Source organism: Mesorhizobium sp. RCC_202, assembly GCF_041355295.1.
Lineage (GTDB): Bacteria > Pseudomonadota > Alphaproteobacteria > Rhizobiales > Rhizobiaceae > Mesorhizobium.
Window position 1 is genome coordinate 33812 of sequence record NZ_JBFUPO010000018.1, and the last position, 20786, is coordinate 54597.

The 20786-nt window shown below is 63.7% G+C and carries 24 protein-coding genes; 15 read left to right on the plus strand and 9 right to left on the minus strand.

Annotation, left to right across the window (positions count from 1 at the left end; all coding sequences use genetic code 11):
* Positions 1–7: 7 nt before the first annotated feature.
* The 4 genes from AB6802_RS28545 to AB6802_RS28560 form a co-directional block, all read right to left on the minus strand.
* Positions 8–892 carry a carbohydrate ABC transporter permease gene (locus AB6802_RS28545; protein ID WP_371013552.1) on the minus strand — a complete coding sequence of 295 codons (885 nt, stop codon included), beginning with the start codon at positions 890–892 and terminating at the stop codon, positions 8–10.
* The gene (locus AB6802_RS28550; protein WP_371013553.1) at positions 889–1776 is read right to left on the minus strand and encodes a carbohydrate ABC transporter permease; all 888 of its coding nucleotides are present in this window, start codon (positions 1774–1776) and stop codon (positions 889–891) included. Before AB6802_RS28550 ends, AB6802_RS28545 begins: the two co-directional genes overlap by 4 nt.
* A gap of 58 nt (positions 1777–1834) precedes the next feature.
* The gene (locus AB6802_RS28555) at positions 1835–3094 is read right to left on the minus strand and encodes an extracellular solute-binding protein (RefSeq protein ID WP_371013554.1); all 1260 of its coding nucleotides are present in this window, start codon (positions 3092–3094) and stop codon (positions 1835–1837) included.
* 129 nt (positions 3095–3223) lie between these two features.
* Positions 3224–4390: an ROK family transcriptional regulator gene (locus tag AB6802_RS28560; protein ID WP_371013555.1), complete on the minus strand. Its 1167-nt coding sequence runs from the start codon at positions 4388–4390 to the stop codon at positions 3224–3226.
* Positions 4391–4657: 267 nt separating this feature from the next.
* On the opposite strand from AB6802_RS28560, the gene AB6802_RS28565 reads away from it, so the two are divergent.
* The 10 genes from AB6802_RS28565 (at position 4658) to AB6802_RS28610 (ending at position 12775) form a co-directional block, all read left to right on the plus strand.
* Positions 4658–5146: a carboxymuconolactone decarboxylase family protein gene (locus tag AB6802_RS28565; RefSeq protein ID WP_371013556.1), complete on the plus strand. Its 489-nt coding sequence runs from the start codon at positions 4658–4660 to the stop codon at positions 5144–5146.
* Positions 5143–6003 carry a sigma-70 family RNA polymerase sigma factor gene (locus tag AB6802_RS28570; RefSeq protein ID WP_371013557.1) on the plus strand — a complete coding sequence of 287 codons (861 nt, stop codon included), beginning with the start codon at positions 5143–5145 and terminating at the stop codon, positions 6001–6003. Before AB6802_RS28565 ends, AB6802_RS28570 begins: the two co-directional genes overlap by 4 nt.
* A gap of 97 nt (positions 6004–6100) precedes the next feature.
* Complete coding sequence (locus tag AB6802_RS28575; protein ID WP_371013558.1) at positions 6101–6394, plus strand: hypothetical protein; 294 nt, start codon at positions 6101–6103, stop codon at positions 6392–6394.
* Between the two features lie 147 nt (positions 6395–6541).
* The gene (locus AB6802_RS28580; RefSeq protein ID WP_371013559.1) at positions 6542–7744 is read left to right on the plus strand and encodes an ABC transporter substrate-binding protein; all 1203 of its coding nucleotides are present in this window, start codon (positions 6542–6544) and stop codon (positions 7742–7744) included.
* Between the two features lie 80 nt (positions 7745–7824).
* Positions 7825–8691, plus strand: a complete 867-nt coding sequence (locus AB6802_RS28585; protein ID WP_371013560.1) for a branched-chain amino acid ABC transporter permease — start codon at positions 7825–7827, stop codon at positions 8689–8691.
* Positions 8692–8698: 7 nt separating this feature from the next.
* Positions 8699–9679 (plus strand): branched-chain amino acid ABC transporter permease, encoded by a 981-nt coding sequence (locus tag AB6802_RS28590; RefSeq protein WP_371013561.1) that lies wholly within the window; start codon positions 8699–8701, stop codon positions 9677–9679.
* A gap of 4 nt (positions 9680–9683) precedes the next feature.
* Positions 9684–10463 carry an ABC transporter ATP-binding protein gene (locus tag AB6802_RS28595; protein ID WP_371013562.1) on the plus strand — a complete coding sequence of 260 codons (780 nt, stop codon included), beginning with the start codon at positions 9684–9686 and terminating at the stop codon, positions 10461–10463.
* On the plus strand, positions 10460–11182 hold the full coding sequence (locus AB6802_RS28600; RefSeq protein ID WP_371013563.1) for an ABC transporter ATP-binding protein: 723 nt from the start codon (positions 10460–10462) through the stop codon (positions 11180–11182). The genes AB6802_RS28595 and AB6802_RS28600 overlap by 4 nt, the downstream gene beginning before the upstream one ends.
* Positions 11183–11193: 11 nt before the next feature.
* The gene (locus AB6802_RS28605) at positions 11194–11946 is read left to right on the plus strand and encodes an aspartate/glutamate racemase family protein (RefSeq protein ID WP_371013564.1); all 753 of its coding nucleotides are present in this window, start codon (positions 11194–11196) and stop codon (positions 11944–11946) included.
* A gap of 121 nt (positions 11947–12067) precedes the next feature.
* Positions 12068–12775: a GntR family transcriptional regulator gene (locus tag AB6802_RS28610; RefSeq protein WP_371013565.1), complete on the plus strand. Its 708-nt coding sequence runs from the start codon at positions 12068–12070 to the stop codon at positions 12773–12775.
* Between the two features lie 102 nt (positions 12776–12877).
* Here AB6802_RS28610 and AB6802_RS28615 read toward each other — a convergent pair whose 3' ends face one another.
* Positions 12878–13780 (minus strand): SDR family oxidoreductase, encoded by a 903-nt coding sequence (locus AB6802_RS28615; protein ID WP_371013566.1) that lies wholly within the window; start codon positions 13778–13780, stop codon positions 12878–12880.
* 96 nt (positions 13781–13876) lie between these two features.
* On the opposite strand from AB6802_RS28615, the gene AB6802_RS28620 reads away from it, so the two are divergent.
* Entirely contained in the window at positions 13877–14710 is an 834-nt protein-coding gene (locus tag AB6802_RS28620) for a helix-turn-helix transcriptional regulator (protein ID WP_371013567.1), read from the plus strand.
* Positions 14711–14756: 46 nt separating this feature from the next.
* On the opposite strand, the gene AB6802_RS28625 is transcribed toward AB6802_RS28620, so the two are convergent.
* Together AB6802_RS28625 and AB6802_RS28630 are read right to left on the minus strand one after the other, a co-directional pair.
* On the minus strand, positions 14757–15365 hold the full coding sequence (locus AB6802_RS28625) for an NAD(P)-dependent oxidoreductase (RefSeq protein ID WP_371013568.1): 609 nt from the start codon (positions 15363–15365) through the stop codon (positions 14757–14759).
* A gap of 34 nt (positions 15366–15399) precedes the next feature.
* Positions 15400–16038 carry a DsbA family protein gene (locus AB6802_RS28630; RefSeq protein ID WP_371013569.1) on the minus strand — a complete coding sequence of 213 codons (639 nt, stop codon included), beginning with the start codon at positions 16036–16038 and terminating at the stop codon, positions 15400–15402.
* Between the two features lie 108 nt (positions 16039–16146).
* Between AB6802_RS28630 and AB6802_RS28635 the strand changes: the two genes are divergently transcribed.
* Together AB6802_RS28635 and AB6802_RS28640 are read left to right on the plus strand one after the other, a co-directional pair.
* Positions 16147–17061 (plus strand): LysR family transcriptional regulator, encoded by a 915-nt coding sequence (locus tag AB6802_RS28635; RefSeq protein WP_371013570.1) that lies wholly within the window; start codon positions 16147–16149, stop codon positions 17059–17061.
* A 53-nt stretch (positions 17062–17114) separates the two neighbouring features.
* On the plus strand, positions 17115–17453 hold the full coding sequence (locus AB6802_RS28640; RefSeq protein ID WP_371013571.1) for a hypothetical protein: 339 nt from the start codon (positions 17115–17117) through the stop codon (positions 17451–17453).
* A 50-nt stretch (positions 17454–17503) separates the two neighbouring features.
* Here the strand turns inward: AB6802_RS28640 and AB6802_RS28645 are convergent, their stop codons facing one another.
* Positions 17504–18457 (minus strand): LysR family transcriptional regulator, encoded by a 954-nt coding sequence (locus tag AB6802_RS28645; protein WP_371013572.1) that lies wholly within the window; start codon positions 18455–18457, stop codon positions 17504–17506.
* A gap of 89 nt (positions 18458–18546) precedes the next feature.
* Here AB6802_RS28645 and AB6802_RS28650 point away from each other — a divergent pair, with 89 nt between their 5' ends.
* Together AB6802_RS28650 and AB6802_RS28655 are read left to right on the plus strand one after the other, a co-directional pair.
* Positions 18547–19377 (plus strand): class I SAM-dependent methyltransferase, encoded by an 831-nt coding sequence (locus tag AB6802_RS28650; protein ID WP_371013573.1) that lies wholly within the window; start codon positions 18547–18549, stop codon positions 19375–19377.
* Between the two features lie 11 nt (positions 19378–19388).
* Complete coding sequence (locus AB6802_RS28655) at positions 19389–19892, plus strand: hypothetical protein (protein ID WP_371013574.1); 504 nt, start codon at positions 19389–19391, stop codon at positions 19890–19892.
* Here the strand turns inward: AB6802_RS28655 and AB6802_RS28660 are convergent, their stop codons facing one another.
* Positions 19893–20780 carry an intradiol ring-cleavage dioxygenase gene (locus tag AB6802_RS28660; RefSeq protein ID WP_371013575.1) on the minus strand — a complete coding sequence of 296 codons (888 nt, stop codon included), beginning with the start codon at positions 20778–20780 and terminating at the stop codon, positions 19893–19895.
* Positions 20781–20786: the final 6 nt, after the last annotated feature.

The following is a 20786-nucleotide window of genomic DNA, read 5'->3' on the forward strand; positions in this document are numbered from 1 at the left end:
TTTCCGTTCAGCCCTTCGTGCCCGACATGGCGATGCCTTCGACGATCTTGCGCTGGAAGATTAGGAAGAAGATCAGCGGCGGCACGACCGCCAGCAGATTGGCGGTCATCACGACGTCGACCGTCTGGTGCGAGTAGGGCGCGTTGAAGAGGCCGACGACCTGGCCGACCGTGTAGACTTCCGGCTTGGGCGCGACGATCAGCGGCCAGGCGAAATTGCCCCAGGTGCGCATGAAGGTCAGGATGGCGAGCGTCACCATCGCGTTCTTCGACAGCGGCAGTGCGATGTACCAGTAGATCTTGAAATGGCTGGCGCCGTCGAGCCGCGCCGCCTCGATCATCTCCATCGGCAAGGAGCGCATGAATTGCACCAGCATGAACAGGCCGAAGGCCGACGCCAGCCCCGGCACCACAAGCCCTTGCATGCTGTTCAGCCAGCCGAGCTCGGCGACCAGCAAATAGGTCGGAATGATGGTCACCACTGTCGGCACCATCAGCGACAGCATGACCATGCCGAACAGCACGCGCTTGCCCGGAAACTCGAACAGCGCAAACTCGAACGCCGCCATCGAGCCGATGAACAGCACGCCGAGGATCGTCAGCAGCGCATAGGCGATGGTGATGAAATAGGCGCGCAGATATTCGGTCTCGGCCAGGATCGTGTAGATCTTCGAAAGGCCCGAATGGAGCGAGGTCGGGTAAAGCCGCGGGTTGATCGAAACCGGCACGCCGGGATCGGCAAACACCACATTGATCATCCACCAGATCGGAAACACCGCAACGATCGCCACGCAGATGGCGACGACCCATTTCAGGATCCGCCATGTCCAGAGGTCGGCGATCATGGCGCTGCCCGTCGTTGCGTTCGTGCTGCTTGCTGCGGACGCGCTCATTTCGGCGTCCTCCAGCGGCGCAGGGCAAACATCGCGGCGGTGACCAGGATGATGATGGCGGTGAGGATGAAGCCGTAGGCGGTCGCCTCGCCGAAATGCACCGAGCCGAAGGCGCGGCCCATCATGTCCATGACCGGGAAGAGCAATGCGCTGCGCCGCCCGCCATAGGCGGTGAAGGACGAGCCGGTCAAAAGCCACGGCACGTCGAACACCTGCAGCGCCGAGATGAAGCCGTAGGTGATGACGAAGAACAGCACCGGCGACAACATCGGGATGGTGATGTAGCGCACCTGGTTGATGCGGCTGGCGCCATCGAGCCGCGCCGCCTCGTAGAGGTCCTGCGGGATGTTCTTCAGCCCGGCAAGCAAAATGACCATGTTGAAGCCGGCCGATACCCAGATGTCGACGGCGATCAGCGCGTAGAGCATCTTGCCGGTGTCGTTGAGGAAATTGACCGACGCCACGCCGAACCAGCCGAGCACCATGTTCACCAGGCCGAAATTGGGTGCGTACATCCAGCGCCAGATAGTCGCCGCGAGAAAGGCCGGCAGCACCACCGGCAGGAAGAAGACACTGCGGAAGAAATTCGCCCAGGCGCCGGTGAAACTGTCGACGAGAAGCGCCAGCCCGAAGGCCACGGCGATGCCGAGCGGCACGGTGATGACGATGTAGTTGAAGAGGTTGGTCATGGCGCGCGCGAAATCGCGCGAGGATAGCACCGACTGGTAGTTGGCCAGGCCGACGAAGCGCGGCGCCGTCGCGGCGTTCCAGTCATGGAAGCTGTAATAGAACCCGCTGACGATCGGGTAGAGGAAAAACGCCGCGAACAGAACCGCGAAGGGCAGGATCATCGCGTAATGCGGCAGATGTCTGGTCGGGTTCATGGCGTGGCCAAAAAAAGCGCGGCCGGCGGATGGTCTCGCCGGCCGCTGGGTTTCCAGGTTACTTCTGCAGGCACTCGTTGAGGTTGGCGATCAATTCCTTGGCGCCGTCCTCGGCCTTGTATTGACCGTCAGCGGCTGCCGAGGCCATGTCGGTCATCGCCGTGCGGTAGCAGTTCGGCACGGTGCCGGCGAAATAGGGCGGCATCACATCGACCGCGTATTTCACGGCTTCCACCGATTTCTCGATCAGCGGCAGGGCGGCAACGTCCGGGTCCTTCATGGCAGCCGCATTGGCGTTGTAGCGCGACAAAAGCTTGGCCCAGCGCGCCATCTGCTTCTTCTCGGTGATGTAGGCGGCGAACTTCCAGGCGATCGCCTTGTTCGGGCCGGGCGCCACGCCGACGATCTCATAGCTCTTGATGCCGCCGTGATCGCCGGCGGTGCCGCCGGGAACGAGCACATAGTCGTATTTCAGGCCCGATTCCTTGGCCGCCTGCTCGTAGCTCGGGTTGACCCATGGACCGACCACGTGGAACGCCAGCTGGTTGGTGATGAACAGGTCCTTCGTCGCCTGGTCGTTGCGGCTGGTGCCGCTCTGCAGCGGCGCCATGTCGATGAACATCTGCAGCGTGCGCGCCATCGGCTCCTGCTCGATCAGCGTCTTCTTGCTGGCGAAGTCGATGCCCCATTTGGCCTTGTCGCCCTGGATGGCGTACATGCTGGCGACCGAGTTGAAAACCTGGGTCTGGTCGGGAACGGCGAACTTGCCGCTCGCCTTCACCTTGACCATCTGGTCGTACCATTCCTTCCAGGTCGCCGGCGGCGTCTTGGTGTCGATGCCTGCGGCCTCGAGGACAGTCAGGTTGCGGTACATGATCTCGCCAAAGCCGGTATAGGGGATGCAGTACATCGTCTCGGGCTTCGGCGAGCAGCTCTTGATGGCATCGGCGTCGAACTGGTCGCGGAACTCCTGCGGCATCGCCATCCACTCGGGATAGATGTTGGCCAGCGCGCCGACATCGACGAGCTGCGCGCCGACCGCCAGGCCGTTCATGAAGACATCAGGCACCGTGCCCGATGCGGCACCGGCCACTTGGCCGGACGTAAGGTCGTCGTCGCCGCGCCCGGAGATGACGATCTTGACGCCTGGGTTGGCGGTCTCGAATTCCGAGATGAATTGCTCCTGGAGTTTCAGCGCGTCACCCTGCGCGAAATCCGAATAGACCCAATATTGCAGTTCCTGCGCCGAAACAGCGCCGGCTCCCAACAGGCTTACGCTTGCGGCCAGGATGGCCGCGCGACATGTCGATGCGATCATTTTTGCTTCTCCCGATTGAAAACGCCCTCGGCCGGACCCGCTCCGGCTCGTATTATGTTAGGCAGACTAACAAAATTTGACAGGCATGCAACGGGAATCGTCATCGAACGCAAAATGTTCTGGATCGGGTTAGTTCCGCGCCTCGCCGAGGATCAGGTCGACGGCGTTGTCGCAGGCGAGTTTCTCGATGCCGAGCACGGTCGCATCCTGGCCCAGCGAGCTGGTGCGGATCTCGACCGGATAGCTCAGCCGGTTCGCCACCTCGTGCACGGTGGGCAACAGCATCGGGTTGGCGCCCATGCCGCCGCCGAGCACGACCAGCCCGGGGTCGACCATGCTGACGCAGCTTGCGACGAGGGCGCCGATATCCTTCGCGTGCCGCGTGACATGGTCGATGGCCGCGCCATTGCCAGCCTCGGCGCGCGCCATGAGATCAGCAGCATCCGCGGGCGGCGGACCTTCGGTCTCAGGCCAGCCGTCGGCGACGCGCCGCATCAAGGCCTCGGTGCCCATATAGCGTTCGACCTCGCCCGGCGCCGGCAGCGCGCCGTCGCCCATCGGAAATGCCAGGTGGCTGATCTCGCCGGCGGCGCCATTGCGCCCGCGCAGCAATTTGCCGTCCAGCATGATGCCCATGCCGATCTTCAAGCCGATCTGGACATAGGCGAATGTGTCGCAATCACGGGCAATCCCGTTGGAATGCTCGGCAACCGCCGCGCAGTTCACGTTGTTTTCCAGCACCACAGGCACATTCGCCGGCGGCTCAAAGCGGCTGAAGATCGCTTCCTGCCTAGTCGAGCCGCGGTCGCCTTGCGGGCCGACCACGCGCGACGGCAGCGCGATGCCGATCGTGCGCAGCGGTCCCCAGGCGGCGTCGGTTTCCGCGAGCGTCGCCGCGAGTTCGTCGGCCACGGCATGGCTGATCTCCTCGCCGAGCAGGAGTTGGCTGGAAGGCAGCCGGTAGACGCGGCTATGCAGCAGCCTTCGGTCGACGGTCGATGCCCGCAGCCGCACATGCGTCGAGCCTGCGTCGATCGAAACGACATGGCCGGAAGCGGGACCCGGACGATAGACCGCCGCCTTGCGCCCCAAAGGCCCCTGGACCTCGCCGATCTTGGTCGCCAGCCCGACGCCTTCGAGCTCCGCTATCGCCGCCGACATCGTCGGCCGCGACAGCCCAAGGGTCTCGCCGAGCTGCGGACGGGTCGCCGGGCCGCGTCCGGCCAGAAGCCGGAAGATCGACTTGGCGCTCGCGGTGAGCGCACCGCCGGGACTGGGCTCAGATCTGTCTTGCAAGCGATCCATCACGATAATGTTTTGTAGCCTTACAATTTATCTTGCATTGCCGACGACCCGCAAGGCCGCAGATGTGCAAGATCGCTTTACACGAAATTCGAAAGCCGACGCTACTGATCAAATCCCGGCCAGCCCAACGGCAATCGCGGGTCGCATCGCCAAAGGCATGTCGTGGGATCGAGAGGCGAGCGCAAAATTCGCGCGTCATGTCACATTGGACAGAAGCTGGCTCGTCTAGAGGTCGGAACCAATGAAAGGAAACCGACCATGACAGTCAGACTCGATCCCCTTGCCGCCGCCCCTTCGCTGATGAAGGAATGGCACCGCGCCTCGCTCGCCATTGCCTCCAGCCTCGACCAGGACCTCGCCGAGCTCATCGAGATCCGCGCCTCCCAGATCAATGGCTGTGCCAACTGCATCAACATGCATTCGACCTATGCCCGTGAGCGCGGCGAAACCGAGCAGCGCATCTACCTGCTCTCGGCCTGGCGCGAGGCGCCGTGCTATACCGATCGCGAGCGCGCGGCGCTCGGCTGGACCGAGGCGCTGACGCGCATGAGCGAAGGCCATACGCATGAGGCTGCCTACGAGGCGCTGAAACCTCATTTCTCCGAGGAGGAGCGGGTGAAGCTCACATTGATGATCAACATAATCAATGGCTGGAACCGCATCGCCGTCGGCTTCGGCGGCTTTGTCGATCCTGCGGCGATCAAGGCTGCGAACAAGGCGGCTGCCAACAAGGCGACCGCTGCTTGACGGCGGAGCCGGAAACGACAGGCGCGGCGGCGGCTTTCGAGCCGCTGCGCCCGAAACTGACGCGTGTCGCCTATCGCATGCTGGGCTCGGTCGCCGACGCCGAGGACGTGGTGCAGGAGGCCTTCATCCGTTGGATGAAGGCCGACCATCCCGCGGTGCGCCAGCCCGAGGCCTTCCTGCGCCGCACGGTCACGCGGCTTTGCCTCGACCAGCTCAAATCCGCGCGTCGGCAGCGCGAGACCTATGTCGGACCCTGGCTGCCGGAACCGCTTGTCGAAGAAGACCAGGTGGACGATGTCGGCCTGCCGCTGATGCTGGCGCTGGAGCGCCTGTCGCCGCTCGAGCGCGCCGCTTTCCTGCTGCACGATGTGTTCGGCCTGCAGTTCGAGGACATTGCCGCGGAGATCGATCGCGATCCGGCCGCCTGCCGCCAGCTGGCGGCCCGCGCGCGCGAGCATATCCGCCAGGCGCGGCCGCGCTTCAAGGTCGAGAAGCAACGCGGGCTGGAGATCGCCGAGGCGTTCTTCAACGCCTCGCGCAGCGGCGACATGAAGGCGCTCGGCGCGATGCTGAGCGCCGACGTCGCCGCCCATGCCGATGGCGGCGGCAAGCGTCCGGCGGCGACCGAGCCGGTCGTCGGTTTCGACGCTGTCATGAGGCAATATGCTGTTGTGGCGGCGTGGCTGAAGGACAACCGATCGAAACTGATCCGTCTTGCCTTTATCAACGGCCTACCGGGCTTCGTCACGCTGGAGGCCGACGGCGAGTTGCAGACCACGGCGCTCGACATCGAGGACGGCAGGATCACGGCGATCTATGTGATGCGCAATCCCGACAAGCTGAGGCATTTGCACTGACTTGAGCCGGAGGCCGACGGCAGCCGGAGCTGGAACTTTTGCTCGGCTGGCGATTTGGGTATGCTGCGGATCTGAATTGCCAGAAAGGTTGCCGCCGATGACGAAATATCCAGCGATTTCCGCGCTCGTGCTCGCCACGGCAGCAAGCCTGTCCGCCTCGGCATTCGCGGGCGAAAACCATCATCGTCATCATCATTATAGTCACTACCGCGTGGTCGAGCAGGAACGCTACGTTCCGGCTCATGAGGATCTCATCGACATGCTGTTCGCCGGTCCGCGCTATTATGATCAGCAAATGTCCGCCACGGCGGCGGGCGCTTGCGCCTATCACCGCGTCGGGCCGGATGCGAATGCGGTAAACGATATCAACGACAACTATTGCGGAAAGTAGCTGTCGGCTCCATCGCACACATTTCCTCCAATTATTGTATACAATACAGAAGAAAGATGTTGACAATCCGTCATAGGCGGGTTCCCTTACGCTATCCGCGCAGCCACTGAGCAAAAACAAAGCGCGATAACCAAAGGGGAACTGCAGATGATCAACCGACGCTCGACTCTGAAATCATTGGCGCTTGGCGCCGCCTCCACCCTGGCGATCGCCGCTGTGGGCATGCCGTCCGCGCAGGCTGAAAACAAGGAACTGAAGATCGGCTTTGTAGGCGTCACCAGCGGCCCGGCCGCTGCCTGGGGCACGTCGAACGTGCGCTCGATGCAGACGCGCGCCGCCTGGATCAACGAGACCGGCGGCGTCAAGATCGGCAACGACACCTACAACATCGACATCGTCACCTTCGACGACCAGAAGGACCCGAAGCGCGCCATCGCCGGCATGGAAAAGATGGCGCAGGAAGGCGTCCACTATGTCGTCGGGCCGAATGTCGATGACGGCGCTGCCGCCGTACGTCCTGTCGCCGAGGCCAACGGGATCATCTACTTTCCTTACGCCTTCCCGAAGGCGCTCTACCAGAAGCCGGCCTCCAATGCCGTCCTCGGCATGATAGCCAATTATCAGTCAGGCCCGGCGATCTACAAATACCTGAAGGAAAACAAGGGCGTGAAGACGATCGCCTTCGTCGCGGCAAACGAATCCGATCCGCTGAGCCAGCGTGACGGCGGCGTCGAGGCGGCCAAGGCGCTCGGGCTCGATATCGTCGCCCAGAACGACACTTACCAGAACGACACGCGTGACTTCACCCCGGTGCTGACGCCGATCGTCGCGCTGAAGCCCGACCTTTTGGTGCTGTCAGGCGTGGCCCCCGCCAACGCCCCGCTGCTCATCCGCGCCGCGCGCGAACTCGGTTTCGAAGGTCTGATCTCGACCGAAACCGCGCAGGACGCCAAGGTTCTCGAGGAGGGCGCCGGCGAATACGCCAACGGCTTCATCTCCGTCGGCGGCGCCTCGACGCCGGAGATCGCCTCCGACGACATGAAGGAGTTCGTCACCCGCTACACCAAGATGTTCGGCGAATATAACGACGAATCCAACACCAAGGTCTACGCGCTTGAGTATATCCTCGACACTTTGAAGGCCAATCCGGCGGCAATCAACGACGTCGCAGAATTCAAGAAGACCATGGACACCTTCTCGGCGCCCAATCCCTTCCTGAAGGGTGACGCCAAGCTGAGCTATGTCGGCACGACCTCGTTCGGCCAGAAGCGCCAGCTTTCGGTGCCGATGGTGGTCAACGAATACAAGGATGGCGCTTTCCAGACGCTCTTCGTCGGCTCCGTCGACTAGGATTACCTTCGCGTCATTTCCTCCAGCTTGCCACGGGGTCCGGACCATAAGTCGGACCCCGTGGAAGATCGAAGGTGTCCATGGAACAGGTCATCGCCAACGGATTGTATCTCGGTGCCCAATACGCGCTGATCGCGCTGGGCCTGACCCTGATCTTCGCCCTGATGAACGTGCTCAATTTCGCCCACGGGCAGATGTACGTTCTGGGCGGCTTCATCACCTACACCGTCTACGGTCAGCTCGGCCTGCCTTTCGTCGTGGCGCTGCTGGCCTCCGGCGTCACGCTCGCAGTCATCGGCGCGCTGATGGAGAAATTCCTCTTCCGCACCGTCATCAGGCGCAGTCACCGCGAGGAAAGCACCATGCTGCTCGCCGCGGCGACGGCCTTCTTTTTCGACGCCGTCATCCTGCTCATCTTCGGTGAAAAGCAGCGCGGCGTCCCCAAGATCGTCAAGGGCGTCTTCAATGACGCCGGCATCATCATGCCCTACGACCGCATGGTCGTCGGCGTGCTGGCCATCGTCTTCATCGCCGCCTTCGTGCTTTACATGCAATACAGCCGGGTCGGGCGGGCCATGCGGGCGCTCGCCCAGGATCGCGTCGCGGCGCAACTGATGGGTGTCAGGGTCGACCGCTATTCGATGATAGGTTTCGCCATGGGCGCCATGCTCGCGGGCGTCGTCGGCGGGCTGCTGGTGACCATCACCGGCGTCAATTCCGGCATCGGCGGGCCGATTTCGATCAAGGCCTTCCTGATGGTGATGATCGGGGGCGCCGGCGTTGTCGGCGGCGCCATCGCCGGCGGCTTCATCCTTGGCATGATGGAGTCCGTCGGGCTGACCGTGCTGCGCGAATATGGCGACGTCACCTATCTCGTCATCTTCGCCGCCCTGATGGTGTTCCTGTCGATCCGCCCCAACGGGCTGATGGGCAAGCCGTGGGGGTGATCGCGACATGACCCGCAATCGCAACATGAAAATCGCCGCGGTCGTCGCGTTCCTGACGGTCGTCTTCATCGCCGTGCCGACCGCGATCTCGTCGAGCGGCCGCTTCGACCTCTATTACACACTGACCTCGGTGGCGTTGCTCAGCATCGCCAGCGCCGGTGTCTGGCTCACCTTCTATATCGGCCGCATCAACATCGGCCAGGGCGCCTATGCGCTGATGGGCGGCTATGTCTCGGCAATCCTGGTGATGAACCACGGCTGGTCGTTCTGGCCGACGCTGCCTGTCGCCGGTCTGTTCTGCGCGGCCGCCAGCGTGCTGATCGGCCTGCCGATCCTGCGGCTGCGCGGCGTCTATTTCGCCATGGTCACGCTGGTGCTGACCGAGGTGGCGCGGCTGCTTGCGCTGGCGCTGCCGATCACCAATGGCGCCAAGGGCATCGTCAGCATCCCGCTGCCGGGCGCGCTCACGGTCTTCGGCGTCCCGCTGATCCCGGATTTCGCCACGCTGCAAAATTCGCGGCTCGCCTTCTATCTGCTGGCCGCCACCGTGATGGTGATCTGCTTCGTGGTGATGTACCGGCTGGTCAATTCGCGTATCGGCAAGCTGTGCCAGTCGCTGCAGCAGAACGAGGAACTCGCCTCTTCGATCGGCGTCAACATCGCCTATCTGCGCGTCATCGCCTATGCCGTCTCGTCCTTCTTCGGCGGTGTTTCGGGCGCCATCTTTGCCGCCATCTCGCAATCGATCTATCCGTCGAGCTTCACCGTCACCGATTCCGTCAACTTCATGCTGAACTGCTTCCTCGGCGGCCTCGGTTATGTGTTCGGACCGATGCTGGGCACGCTGGTGCTCTATTTCGGCTGGGACCTTCTGTTCCAGACCGGCCAGTTCCAGCTCCTGATCTATTCGGGCCTGATGATCGTGCTGATGCTGGTGCTGCCCAACGGCCTGCTCAGCCTTTCCGAAATGACCCGGAAGAAGGGCTGAAGCCATGGCCGAACTGCTTGAAGTCTCAGGCATCACCAAACGCTTCGGCGGTCTCGTCGCGGTCAACGACATCTCCTTTTCGGTTCGGGAGAAGGAGATACTTTCGGTCATCGGCCCGAACGGCGCCGGCAAGTCGACGCTGTTCAAGCTGATCTCGTCGTTCCTCAGGCCGACATCGGGCGAGGTGCGCCTGAAGGGCGAGCGAATATCCGGCCTCGCGCCGCATATCGCCGCCCGCAAGGGGGTCGTGCGTACCTTCCAGGAGACGACGATCTTCAAGAACATGAGCGTGCGCGACAACGTCATCATCGCGCACCATCTGCGCTCGAAGGCGGGCCTCCTCGGCTTTTTCCTCGGCACCGGTGCCGCGCGCGCCGACGAAGCGGCGTTCGGGCAATCCGCCGACGACATCCTGGCGCTGCTTGGTCTCTCCCCGCTCGCCGGCGAGACCGCCCGCAACCTGCCGCACGGCCATTTGCGGGCATTGGGCATCGCTATCGGCCTGGCGACCAACCCTTCCATCCTGCTGCTCGATGAGCCCTTCGCCGGCATGAACCATGAGGAGACGATGCGCATGGTCGAGATGGTGCGGCGCCTGCGCGAGCGCGGCCTCACCATCCTTCTGGTCGAGCATGACATGCCGGCGGTGATGAAGATCTCGGACCGGCTCGTGGTGCTCAATTTCGGACAGAAGATCGCCGAGGGAACGCCGTCCGAAATCCAGGCCAACGAAAAGGTCATCGAGGCTTATCTCGGCAGCGAAGACGAGGCGATCGGCCTATGAACCAGATCCTGAACTTCGCCAATGTCGAGCTCTATTACGACCACGTCTATGCGCTGAAAGGCGTTTCGCTCGAGGTCAATGAAGGCGAGACGGTGGCGCTGATCGGCGCCAACGGCGCCGGCAAGTCGTCGATCCTTCGCGCCATCACCGGCCTGCGCAAGATCAGGTCGGGGGAGATCCACTATGGCGGCAAGCGCATCGATGGCGCCGCTCCGGACGAGATCGTCAAGATGGGCATCGCCATGGTGCCGGAAGGCCGCCGTGTCTTTCCCTATATGACGGTGAAGGACAACCTCCTGATGGGCGCCTTCACGCGCACCAGCAAATCCGAGATCGCCGCCTCGATGGAGATGGTGCTGGGGCGATTTCCCCGGCTCAAGGAACGCTTCTCGCAGGCCGCCGGCACGATGAGCGGCGGCGAGCAGCAGATGCTGGTCATCGGTCGCGCGCTGATGGCCAAACCGAAGCTTCTTCTGCTCGACGAACCCTCGCTCGGCGTCGCGCCCAAACTCGTCCAGGACATTGCCCGCTCGATCGTCGCCATCAACCGCGACGAGAAGGTCAGCGTTCTCCTTGTCGAGCAGAATTCGCGTATGGCGCTGCGCATCTCGCAGCGCGCCTACGCGCTGACCACCGGCAGTGTCGCGTTGAGCGGCAGCTCCGCCGAATTGCTGACCGACGACCGGGTCAAGCGTCTTTATCTCGGCGGCGAGATCTGAGGCTGATTTGAATGCGCATACTCGTCATCAACCCCAACACCACCCAATCGATGACCGACAAGATCGGCCAGGCGGCGTGGAGCGTGGCTTCCGCGGGAACCGAGATTGTCGCCGTCAATCCGGCTGACGGGCCGCCGAGCATCGAGGGTTATTTCGACGAGGTCTTCGCGGTGCCGGGTATCATTGCCGAGATGAGCAAGGCGCCGGCGGCGGATGCCTATGTCATCGCCTGCTTCGATGATACCGGGCTCGATGCCGCGCGCTGCGCGACCGAGGCTCCGGTCATCGGCATCGGCGAGGCGGCGTTCCACCTTGCCAGCCTCATTGCCGGAAAATTCAGCGTCGTCACCACGCTTGCGCGGTCTGTTCCAGCCATCGAGCACAATCTGGCGAAATACGGCCTGGCTTCACGCTGCGCCAAGGTGCGCTCGTCCGAGGTCGCAGTGCTCGAGCTGGAACGCCCGGGCTCGAATGCAAGACACAGGATATCGCAGGAGATCGCGCGCGCCATCCACGAGGATCGCGCCGAGGCGATCGTGCTTGGTTGCGCCGGCATGGCGGACCTCGCGCGCAGCCTGACCGAGGAGCACGGCGTTCCGGTGCTCGACGGTGTGGTCTGCGCTGTCACGCTGGCCGAAAGTTTGTGCAAGGTGGGTTTACGGACCTCGAAAGTCGGTGGCTATGCCACGCCGCGCGGCAAGCGGTTTGCCGGAATCTTCGCCGCGCTCTCGCCAGCGCCGGCCGAGGTCGTTCCGCCCGCCTGATTGGTGGAGGTGGTTCGGGCCTTGACCCGCTGGGATTGACCGGCGCGCGCGCGATACTAGATTGGACTGGCTGCAGGTGATTTGGGGGCAGAACAGGCTATTTCGGGCCTGCATTGAAAGCATGTTGACGGTACTCAGGGAAGAAGATGGTGACGACAGGCCGGCGGCGCGCTGGTCGCCGATCTACTATGGGCTGAGGGATGCCATCGTCAGCCATCGCCTCGCCCCAGGCACCAAGCTGCCGGAAGACGAACTCGCCTCGATCTATTCGGTGAGCCGTACCGTTGTCCGCGCCGCCTTGCAGGCGCTCGCCCATGACAGGCTGGCGCGGCTTGAGCCCAATCGCGGCGCTTTCGTCGCCCAGCCGTCGAAGGTCGAGGCGCGCGAAGTGTTCGAGGCGAGGGCGCTGATCGAACCCAAGGTGGCCGCACTTGCGGCCAAGTCGGCGGTGCCCACCGATATCGCGCAATTGCGGGTACACCTGGAAAAGGAGCACGAGGCGCTTCATGACGGCCGCGACAGCGACGCGATCATGCTGTCGGCGCGCTTCCATGTCGGCATCGCCGAGATCGCCGCGCATTCGGTCTTCACCAATTTTGTGCGCGACCTCGTTTCGCACTCCTCGCTGATCATAGCCCTCTATTGGAAGCGCCGCGACGCCACCTGCGAGAAGCATGCCCATCATGCGCTGGTCGATGCGATCGAGGCCGGCAACAGCGCCGATGCCGCGGCGCTGATGAAGAGCCATTTGGTCGATTTGCTGTCCGGGCTCGATCTCACCGACAAGACGGAAAAGTCGGACAGTCTGGCCGATCTGCTTCGCGCTTAAGACGGCGGGCTATCACGGGCCGGTCCGCTGGAGTGGTTCATCGCTTAACGGAAACGTCGAACCGCTCCAGCTGTTTGGTTTTACGCAACTCCTGGAATTGCTCTAGGCAGCTGCCGCCTGCGAATAATCCATCCTTTCGAGATCGGCCATCAGGGTCGGTCCGCTCGGCTGCCAGCCGAGCTCAGCACGCGTCCATTCGCTGGAGGCCGGCATGTCGAGGTCGGCGAAGATCGAAAGCCATCCGAAATGGCCGGCCGCCTCTTCCGGCGACATCGACACCACAGGAACGTTGAGGCCGGCCCCGATCGCTTCGGCGATGTCGCGCATCGAAACGCCTTCCTCGGCGACGGCATTGTAGCGCACGCCGGCTGCTTGCTTGTCCAACGCCAGCCGGTAGAGCCGCGCCACATCCAGCACATGCCCCGCCGGCCAGCGGTTGCGGCCTTCGCCGATATAGGCTGACACACCCTTGGCGCGGGTGAGCTCGAGCAGCGGCGTGATCAGGCCCTGCTTCACCGTGTCATGCACCTGCGGCAGCCGCACCACCGAGACTTTGACACCCGCTTCAGTGAGCGCGGCCCCGGTCAGCTCGGACAGGATGCGCGGATTGCGGTGTTCGGTGTTGAACACGTCTTCCTTTGCCAACTGCCCCGGTCCAGGGCTGCCCATGCCGGTGCCGGATGTGATGAGCAGCAAGCGGTCCGAACCGGCGAGCGCGCCGCCCAGCGCCTCGATCACCCGTTTGTCTTTTTCGCAATTCGCCACGAAATTCGAGAAATCGTGATCGAAGGCGGTGTGGATCACGGCATCCGACTTTGCCGCGCCGGTGCGCAGGCTGTCGAGGTCTTCAAGGTCGCCGCGATGCGCCTCGGCGCCAGCGGCTGCCAGCGACTGCGCGCCGGCATCCGATCGTGTCAGGCCAAGCACCTGGTGCCCGGCGGCAAGAAGTTCAGGGACGATTCTGGAGCCGATGAAGCCGGTCGCGCCGGTAAGGAATACACGCATGGGGGATCTCCTGGTTGTTAGGCGGCCCTTCTCGCGCTATAAATCATCCTGTTAAAGTAGTGACTTTATCATGGTATAATACTCAACAGGATCGCCATGCCGGTAGAGACCATCAACAAGCTCGGCAATTTCCTGCGGGATCGCCGCATGCGTCTCGACCCCGTCGCCTTCGGTTTCACCACCGGGCGCCGGCGCACGCAGGGGCTGCGCCGCGAAGAGGTGGCGCAGCGCGCCAACATCAGTCCGACCTGGTACACCTGGCTGGAACAGGGCCGGGGCGGCGCGCCGTCGGCCGATGTGCTGAACCGCATCGCCAGTGGGCTGATGCTGACCGAGCCCGAGCGCGAGCACCTGTTCATGCTCGGCCTCGGGCGTCCGCCGGAGGTCCGCTACAGAAACGTCGACAGCGTGACGCCGCGCCTGCAGCGCGTGCTCGACGCCTTGGATCCCAGCCCGGCCATCATCAAGACCGCGACCTGGGATGTGGTCGCCTGGAACCGCGCCGCGGCGACAATGCTGACCGACTATTCCAAGCTGCCACGCGAGCAGCGCAACATCCTGCGCCTCATGTTCGGCAGCGCGCGCGTGCGCGCCGCGCAGGATGACTGGGAGGCGGTGGCACGTTTCGTGGTCGGCTCATTCAGGGCCGACGCTGCCCGGGCCGGCGCCGGCGCGGAGGTCACGGAGCTCGTCGAGGAGCTGTGCCGGACCAGTCCGGAGTTCGAGGCGCTGTGGCGCGACAGCGACCTCGTTGCCGGGCAGGGCGAGGGCCTGAAGCGTCTTCGGCATCCTGAGATCGGCTTGGTCGAGCTGGAGTTTTCCGTTTTCGCGGTCGATGGCCGTCCGGAGCTCGGCATGATCGTTTACAATCCCGCGACGCCCGCGGATGCCGAGCGCATTCAAGCGCTGATCGCGTCACGCTCGGCATGACGGTGGGCCGCCGTATCCGGCGGCCAACCGCAAGGAAATAACCGCCTCAGTAACCGACGGTGAAGCGCTGCCTGATATGCTTGGGCGTCTCGATCTCGTCGGCCATAACGATGGAGTAGTCCTCGAACGAGATGCTGCTGCCTTTGTCGTTGGTCAGAAGCGCGTCCTTGCCCAGCCGGTACTTGCCGGTCCTCTCGCCCGCCACGAACAGGGCCGACGGCGACAGGAAGGTCCAGTCGAGATCGCTGACGGTCTTGAGCTTGTCCAGGAAGTCCGCGCCCTTGAGCGCCTCCGCCTTGTAGATGGCCGGGAATTCGGGCGTGTCGACCAGGCGCTTGCCGGGCGCGACTTCCAGGCTGCCGGCGCCGCCGACGACGAGATAGCGCTTGACGCCGGAGGCCCGCACCGCCGCGATCAGCGTGTCGAGATCGCTGGCGGTGAAATGCACCGCGCTGATCACCGCGTCATGGCCCTTGATCAAGGCAGCGAGGCCGTCTCTGTCGAAGATGTCGCCTTTGACCGCGGTGACGTCCGGCAGATGCGCGATTTTCTCCGGATTGCGGGCAATCGCGGTGATGGCATGGCCGCGATCGGAGAGTTCCTTGAGCAGGCGCGAGCCGACCTGGCCGGACGCGCCGATGAGTGCGATCTTCATGGTGGTTTCCTTTTGCTTGGGGGAAGAGGTCGGATCAAGCGGCCTGGATATGGGCGACGAGATTGTCGTAGCTGCCGAACAACGCGTTCGAGCTGATCAGCCGAGGCGCGGCATTGCGAATAACCGCGAGCGAGGGAACGCCATTGGCGTGAAGGCGCTGGAACAGGGCGCGTCCGCGACCGACCAGGTCGCGATTCGTCGCCAGCAGCGCATCCGTAGGCGCCTTGAGCGCCTCGGCCGCGTCCGCCAAGCCGGCATCGCTCAGAACCTGCGCCACGCCGTCGACGGTCACGATATCGCGACCGTCGACATAACGTGCCTGCTGGATTGCCTTCAGCGCCGGCAACCGCCGGTACGGATCGTCCAGACCCGCGGCGCTGATGCCGAGTGTTGCCGCGCTGGAATCGAGCAGCGTGCCGCGCACGTTGAGAACATTGTCGAGATAGGCCTGGCTGAAGCGCTGGCCGCTCAGCCGCTCGATGCGCTGGTCGTTGGCCCAGGCATGGGCGGCAAAGCCTGCATCCAGCGGCCGCGCGCCGGCGCCGGAGAAAAGGCCGGTCGGCAAAAGCTCGACTGCGACGCCGCTTGCCGCGAGCCTGTCCAGCATCGGCGTGGCGCCGTAGCACCAGCCGCACAGCGGATCGAAAAGATAGGTCACGGTTGCATCGGTCATGTCTGTCTCGTCCGGATATCGTTTGTCTGCTGACTAGATGGCAGTTCGGTGGCTTGCGAAAAACCGCGATCAATCATACAAACTGTCTGATCCAATCAGACAATAGCCGTGGCCGACCTCCTCAACCTCAACCGACTCGTTTACTTCACCACCGTGGTGGAGACCGGATCCTTCACCGCCGCCGCCGACCGCCTCGGTGTCGCCAAGGCCGTTGTCAGCCATCAGGTCGGTCGTCTCGAGGAGGAACTTGGCGCGACGCTTTTGCAGCGCACGACGCGGCGCGTCACGGCGACGGAGGAAGGCAGGCAGTTCTACGATCGCGCCGCCATCATCCTGCGCGAAGCGGAAGCCGCCTATGGCGATATTGCGCAAAGCGCCGGCCGGCCGACCGGGACACTGCGTCTCACCAGCTCGCTCGACTACGGCGCCAAGATCGTCGCGCCGACCATTGCCGACTATCTGCGGAAATACCCGAAGATGAAGGTCGAGGCGATCTTCGACGACGCCATCAGCAATTTGGTCGACGACCAGATCGATCTCGGCATCCGCATCGGTTGGCTGGTCGATTCCTCGAACCAGGCGCGGCGGCTCGGAACACTGCAGCAATTCGTCGTCGCGGCGCCGAAGCTCGCGTCCGGCCTTCCAGCCGATGTGAGCCCGAAGCTCGCAAAGTCGCTGCCATGGGTCGGCAACGCGCAATTGCGCGGCATCGGCCAGTGGCTGTTCTCGAAGGGGGGCGAGACCGTGCTGACCGAGCTCAATCCGGTCGTGACCTGCAACAAGACGCCGGCGGTGCAGGCTTGCGTCATGGCCGGCATCGGCCTCGGCATCTTCCCCGACTTCGCTGTCGAGGACGATATCGCCGCTGGCCGTCTGGTGCGGGTGTTTGCCGACTGGACGCTGCCGTCGGGCGGCATCCACGCTGTCTATCCGCCGGCACGCTTCAGGCCGGCCAAGGTGCGCGCTTTCGTCGACCTGCTGGCGGCGGCGGAACGGAAGCGGGCGCGAAATCGGGAAACATAGGATAGAATCTGCGATGACAAAGCTTCAGGCGGCGCTTTTCACGGGAGAGGTCCATGACTTCGAATGAGTCCAGTTGGTCAGGCTCCGAAAAGAAGGTTGCCCGCGCTGCATATGACAAGGCTCTTCAGACGGCGCTGGCCAGCATCCTGGCCGAATTCAAGAGCCGGGCGAGCGCCGCGACCACGTTCTCCGAGATGTGGGACGTCGAGGACTATCTGAAAGAGCAACGCCGCGATCTGGATCGCATGTTCGACTATCGCTACTCGCAGCTGACCATCGTTTTCGCGACTCTCATCCGGCGAGGATATCTTGACGAGAACATGCTCTCGGGTTTGTCGGAAGAAAAACGGCAGGAGATCCGCCGAATGCTTGCGTGGCAGGCCAGAGGCTAAGACCGCGATAATGGATTGCAGGCCCTGATCATTTTCGGCCGCGTTGCGCTTCAGCGCCGGCGGCTAGCCGGCGCCGCTGATCGTCCCGAAGCGTCGGCGCCTGGGCGCGTTATGTGGTCGATGAATGCGCGCAGCTTGGGCAGCACCTGATGTCGCGCGGGATAGTACAAGAAGACTCCCGGCGAGGTGACCGCAAAGGCGCCAAGCACTTCGCGCAGACGGTCGTCCGCAAGGGCCGGTCCGGCAACCGGGCTCGGCACCTGCGCAAGTCCGATGCCCTGGATCGCCGCCCCGACAAGCGCCGGATAGTCATGCGCAATCAGCGGTCCCGACACGATCGCCTCTATCGTCTTGTTGCCGTCGACGAAGGACCATGGCGCGACCGAGCCGTTGGAACGTCGCATGCGCAGGCAGGCATGGGAGCGCAGATCCTCGATGGTCTCCGGCGGCGGCCGGCGACTGAGATAGTCGGGGCTGCCGACGACGATCATCGGAAAGGGCGGCGCCAGCCGCACCGCCACCATGTCGGGAGCGATGAATTCGCCGAGCCTTATGCCGGCGTCGAAGCCCCCGGCCGTCAGGTCGACCAATTCGCCGCTGGCCGCGATCTCCAGCTCGATGTCCGGATAGTCACGGCAGAAGGATGCCAGCAGCGGTTCGAGCAGGATCGGCACCACCGAAGGCGGCACCGAGAGCCGCAGCTTGCCGGCCGGCCGCTGGCCGAGCTCGCGCGCGGCCTCGCCCGCCGCGACCAGTTCCTCGAAGGCGGGGCCTGCGCGCAACAGGAAGCGCTCGCCGGCCTCGGTCAGGCCGACGCTGCGCGTCGTGCGCATGAACAGCGCGGCGCCGATCCGGGCCTCGAGCGTGCGTATCGCCTGGCTGACGGCCGACGGGGTGACACGCAATTCAGCCGCCGCCTTGCGGAAATTGCGGTGCCTGGCGACGCTCAGGAACGCCTCGACGCCATCGAGCGCGCCATGCCGGACTGTGAAGTTCTGCTTCATAGGCCATCGACATTATCGCGGATAGTTGCCAGCCGAAAGCCACTCTATGTGTCGTGGCAAGGCCGCAGGAACGGCCCGGAGGAATGGCAATGACGGATAATCTCGATCGCATACGCGATCATTACCGAGCGACCGGTCTGACCGAGCGCCTGAAAACAGTCTTGGCGGTGTTCGGTCCGGAAGAACAGCGGCTGAAGCCGGAGCAACTGGCCACGCTCGACCAATTCCACACGCGTGGGCTTGCGGCCACCGCGGAGCTCGCCAATCTCGCGGCCATCACTGCCGGCATGTCGGTGCTGGACGTCGGATCGGGCGTCGGCGGGCCGGCCCGCTTTCTCGTCGCGACTTACGGCTGCGATGTCGTCGGTATCGATCTCAGCGAGCCGTTCGTCGAGGCGGCGCGCTACCTCACCGCGCGCACCGGCCAGGACGGCAAAGTGTCGTTCGAAACCGGCAGCGCGCTGGCGCTGCCCTTCGAGGACGGCCGCTTCGACGCCGTGCTCCTGCAGCACGTGGCGATGAACATAGCCGACCGGCCGCTACTCTATCGCGAGATCAGAAGGGTGCTGAGGCCGGGTGCAAAGTTCGCGACTTTCGACGTCGTGCTGAATGGCGGCGATCCGCTCTATCCCGTGCCTTGGGCCAAGACTTCCGGCGAGAGCTTCCTGCTGACGGCCGCGGATACCTGCGAAGCAATCGAGGCAGCCGGCTTCGGTACGCTTGTGCGGCGCGACGATACCGCCGCCGCCAAGGCATGGTTCACTGAGCTTCGCGCCTCCGGTCCGCCGCCATCGCCCAATCTCGGCGTCGTCATGGGGCCGGACTTCGCGCAATCTACCTTCAATCTCGGACGCAACCTGATGGAAGGCCGGCTGGGCATCCTGACGGCGGTGTTCGAAGCCATTCCCGCGAAGAGCTGAAGGAGACGAAAATGTCACCGGCGACGATCTTCAACATTCATCTCGGGCTCGGCTACGTGCCATGGCTGCTTTGCTTCGGCGCGTATATCTGGCCAAGGCTCCAGGCGATGGACCGCGTTGAGGCGCAGCGCGCCATCGCGACGCTGCACAGCTTCCGCTTCTTCGGCTTGGTCTTCATCCTGCCGGGGGTCGTCGGTCCGGATCTACCCGCGCGGTTCGCCGTCTTCGCCGCCTATGGCGATTTCGCTACCGGCTTGCTCGCCATGCTGGCGCTGCTCGTAGCGAGACGGCCCGCGATCTTCTGGCCGCTCGTCGTTGCCTTCAATGTCGTGGGCGTGGTCGATCTTCTCGGCGACTACTATTACGGCACCGTGCTCGACCTTCCCGGCCATGCCGGGCAGTTGGGCGCGACCTATGCCATCCCCATCATCTATGTGCCGCTGCTGATGATCACGCATATCGCGGCCTTCTACCTGCTGGCGCGGCGCGACCAGCGTCACGTCGCGGCGGCGTAGCTATCGGCCGCCGGGACGCGCCAGCACGAAATCATACTCGACGTCCCAGAACGGACCGGCGAAATCGAGTTCTTTGGACCGGTCCGCATCCTCCACCCGCTTGAATTCGGCAAGCAGGCTTTCCTTTACGCCGAACACCGCGTCCGAATTGATATAGGGGTCGTCGGGATCGAAGATGTGCGTGGTCAGCGTCTCGAAGCCGTCGGCCTTGAGGATGAAGTGGAGATGCGCCGGACGATAGGGATGGCGGCCGAGCCCGTGCAGCAGCTTGCCGACCGTGCCGTCATCCGGGATCGGGTAATATCTCGGCTTCACCGCCCGGAACCAGTAGCGGCCGTCCGGCCCGGTACGGAAGACGCCGCGCAGGTTGAAGTCTGGCTGGATGCCTTTCTGCTGCACGTCGTAGAAACCTTCGTCATTGGCCTGCCAGACATCGAGCACGGCATCGGCCACTGGTTGGCCTTCGGTGTCGAGGATGCGGCCATGAATCACCATGTCCTCGCCCTTGGCGTCCAGGCAGATGTTGGCGCCCAGCGGCAGTTCCGGCGCATCGGCGATGTGGAAGGGGCCGAGCACTGTCGATTCCGACGCGCCGGAGGGCTTGCGGTTGTTGATCGCGTCGACCAGCATCGACACACCTAGCACGTCGGACAACAGGATGAACTCCTGCCGCCATTCATTGCAGAGCTGACCGGTCCTGGTCAGGAACAGGATCGCCTGCATCCATTCGTCCTGCGTCGGCTCGATCTCCTTGACCACCTCATGCAGCTTGCGGGTGATCACTTCCATCACCTGTTTCAGCCGGTCGTCCTTGGCGTTCTTGTTACGGCCGGTGACGACCTCGACCGAGTTCGCCTCGGTGAAGAAACCTTTTTCATGTGCGTCCATCATGCA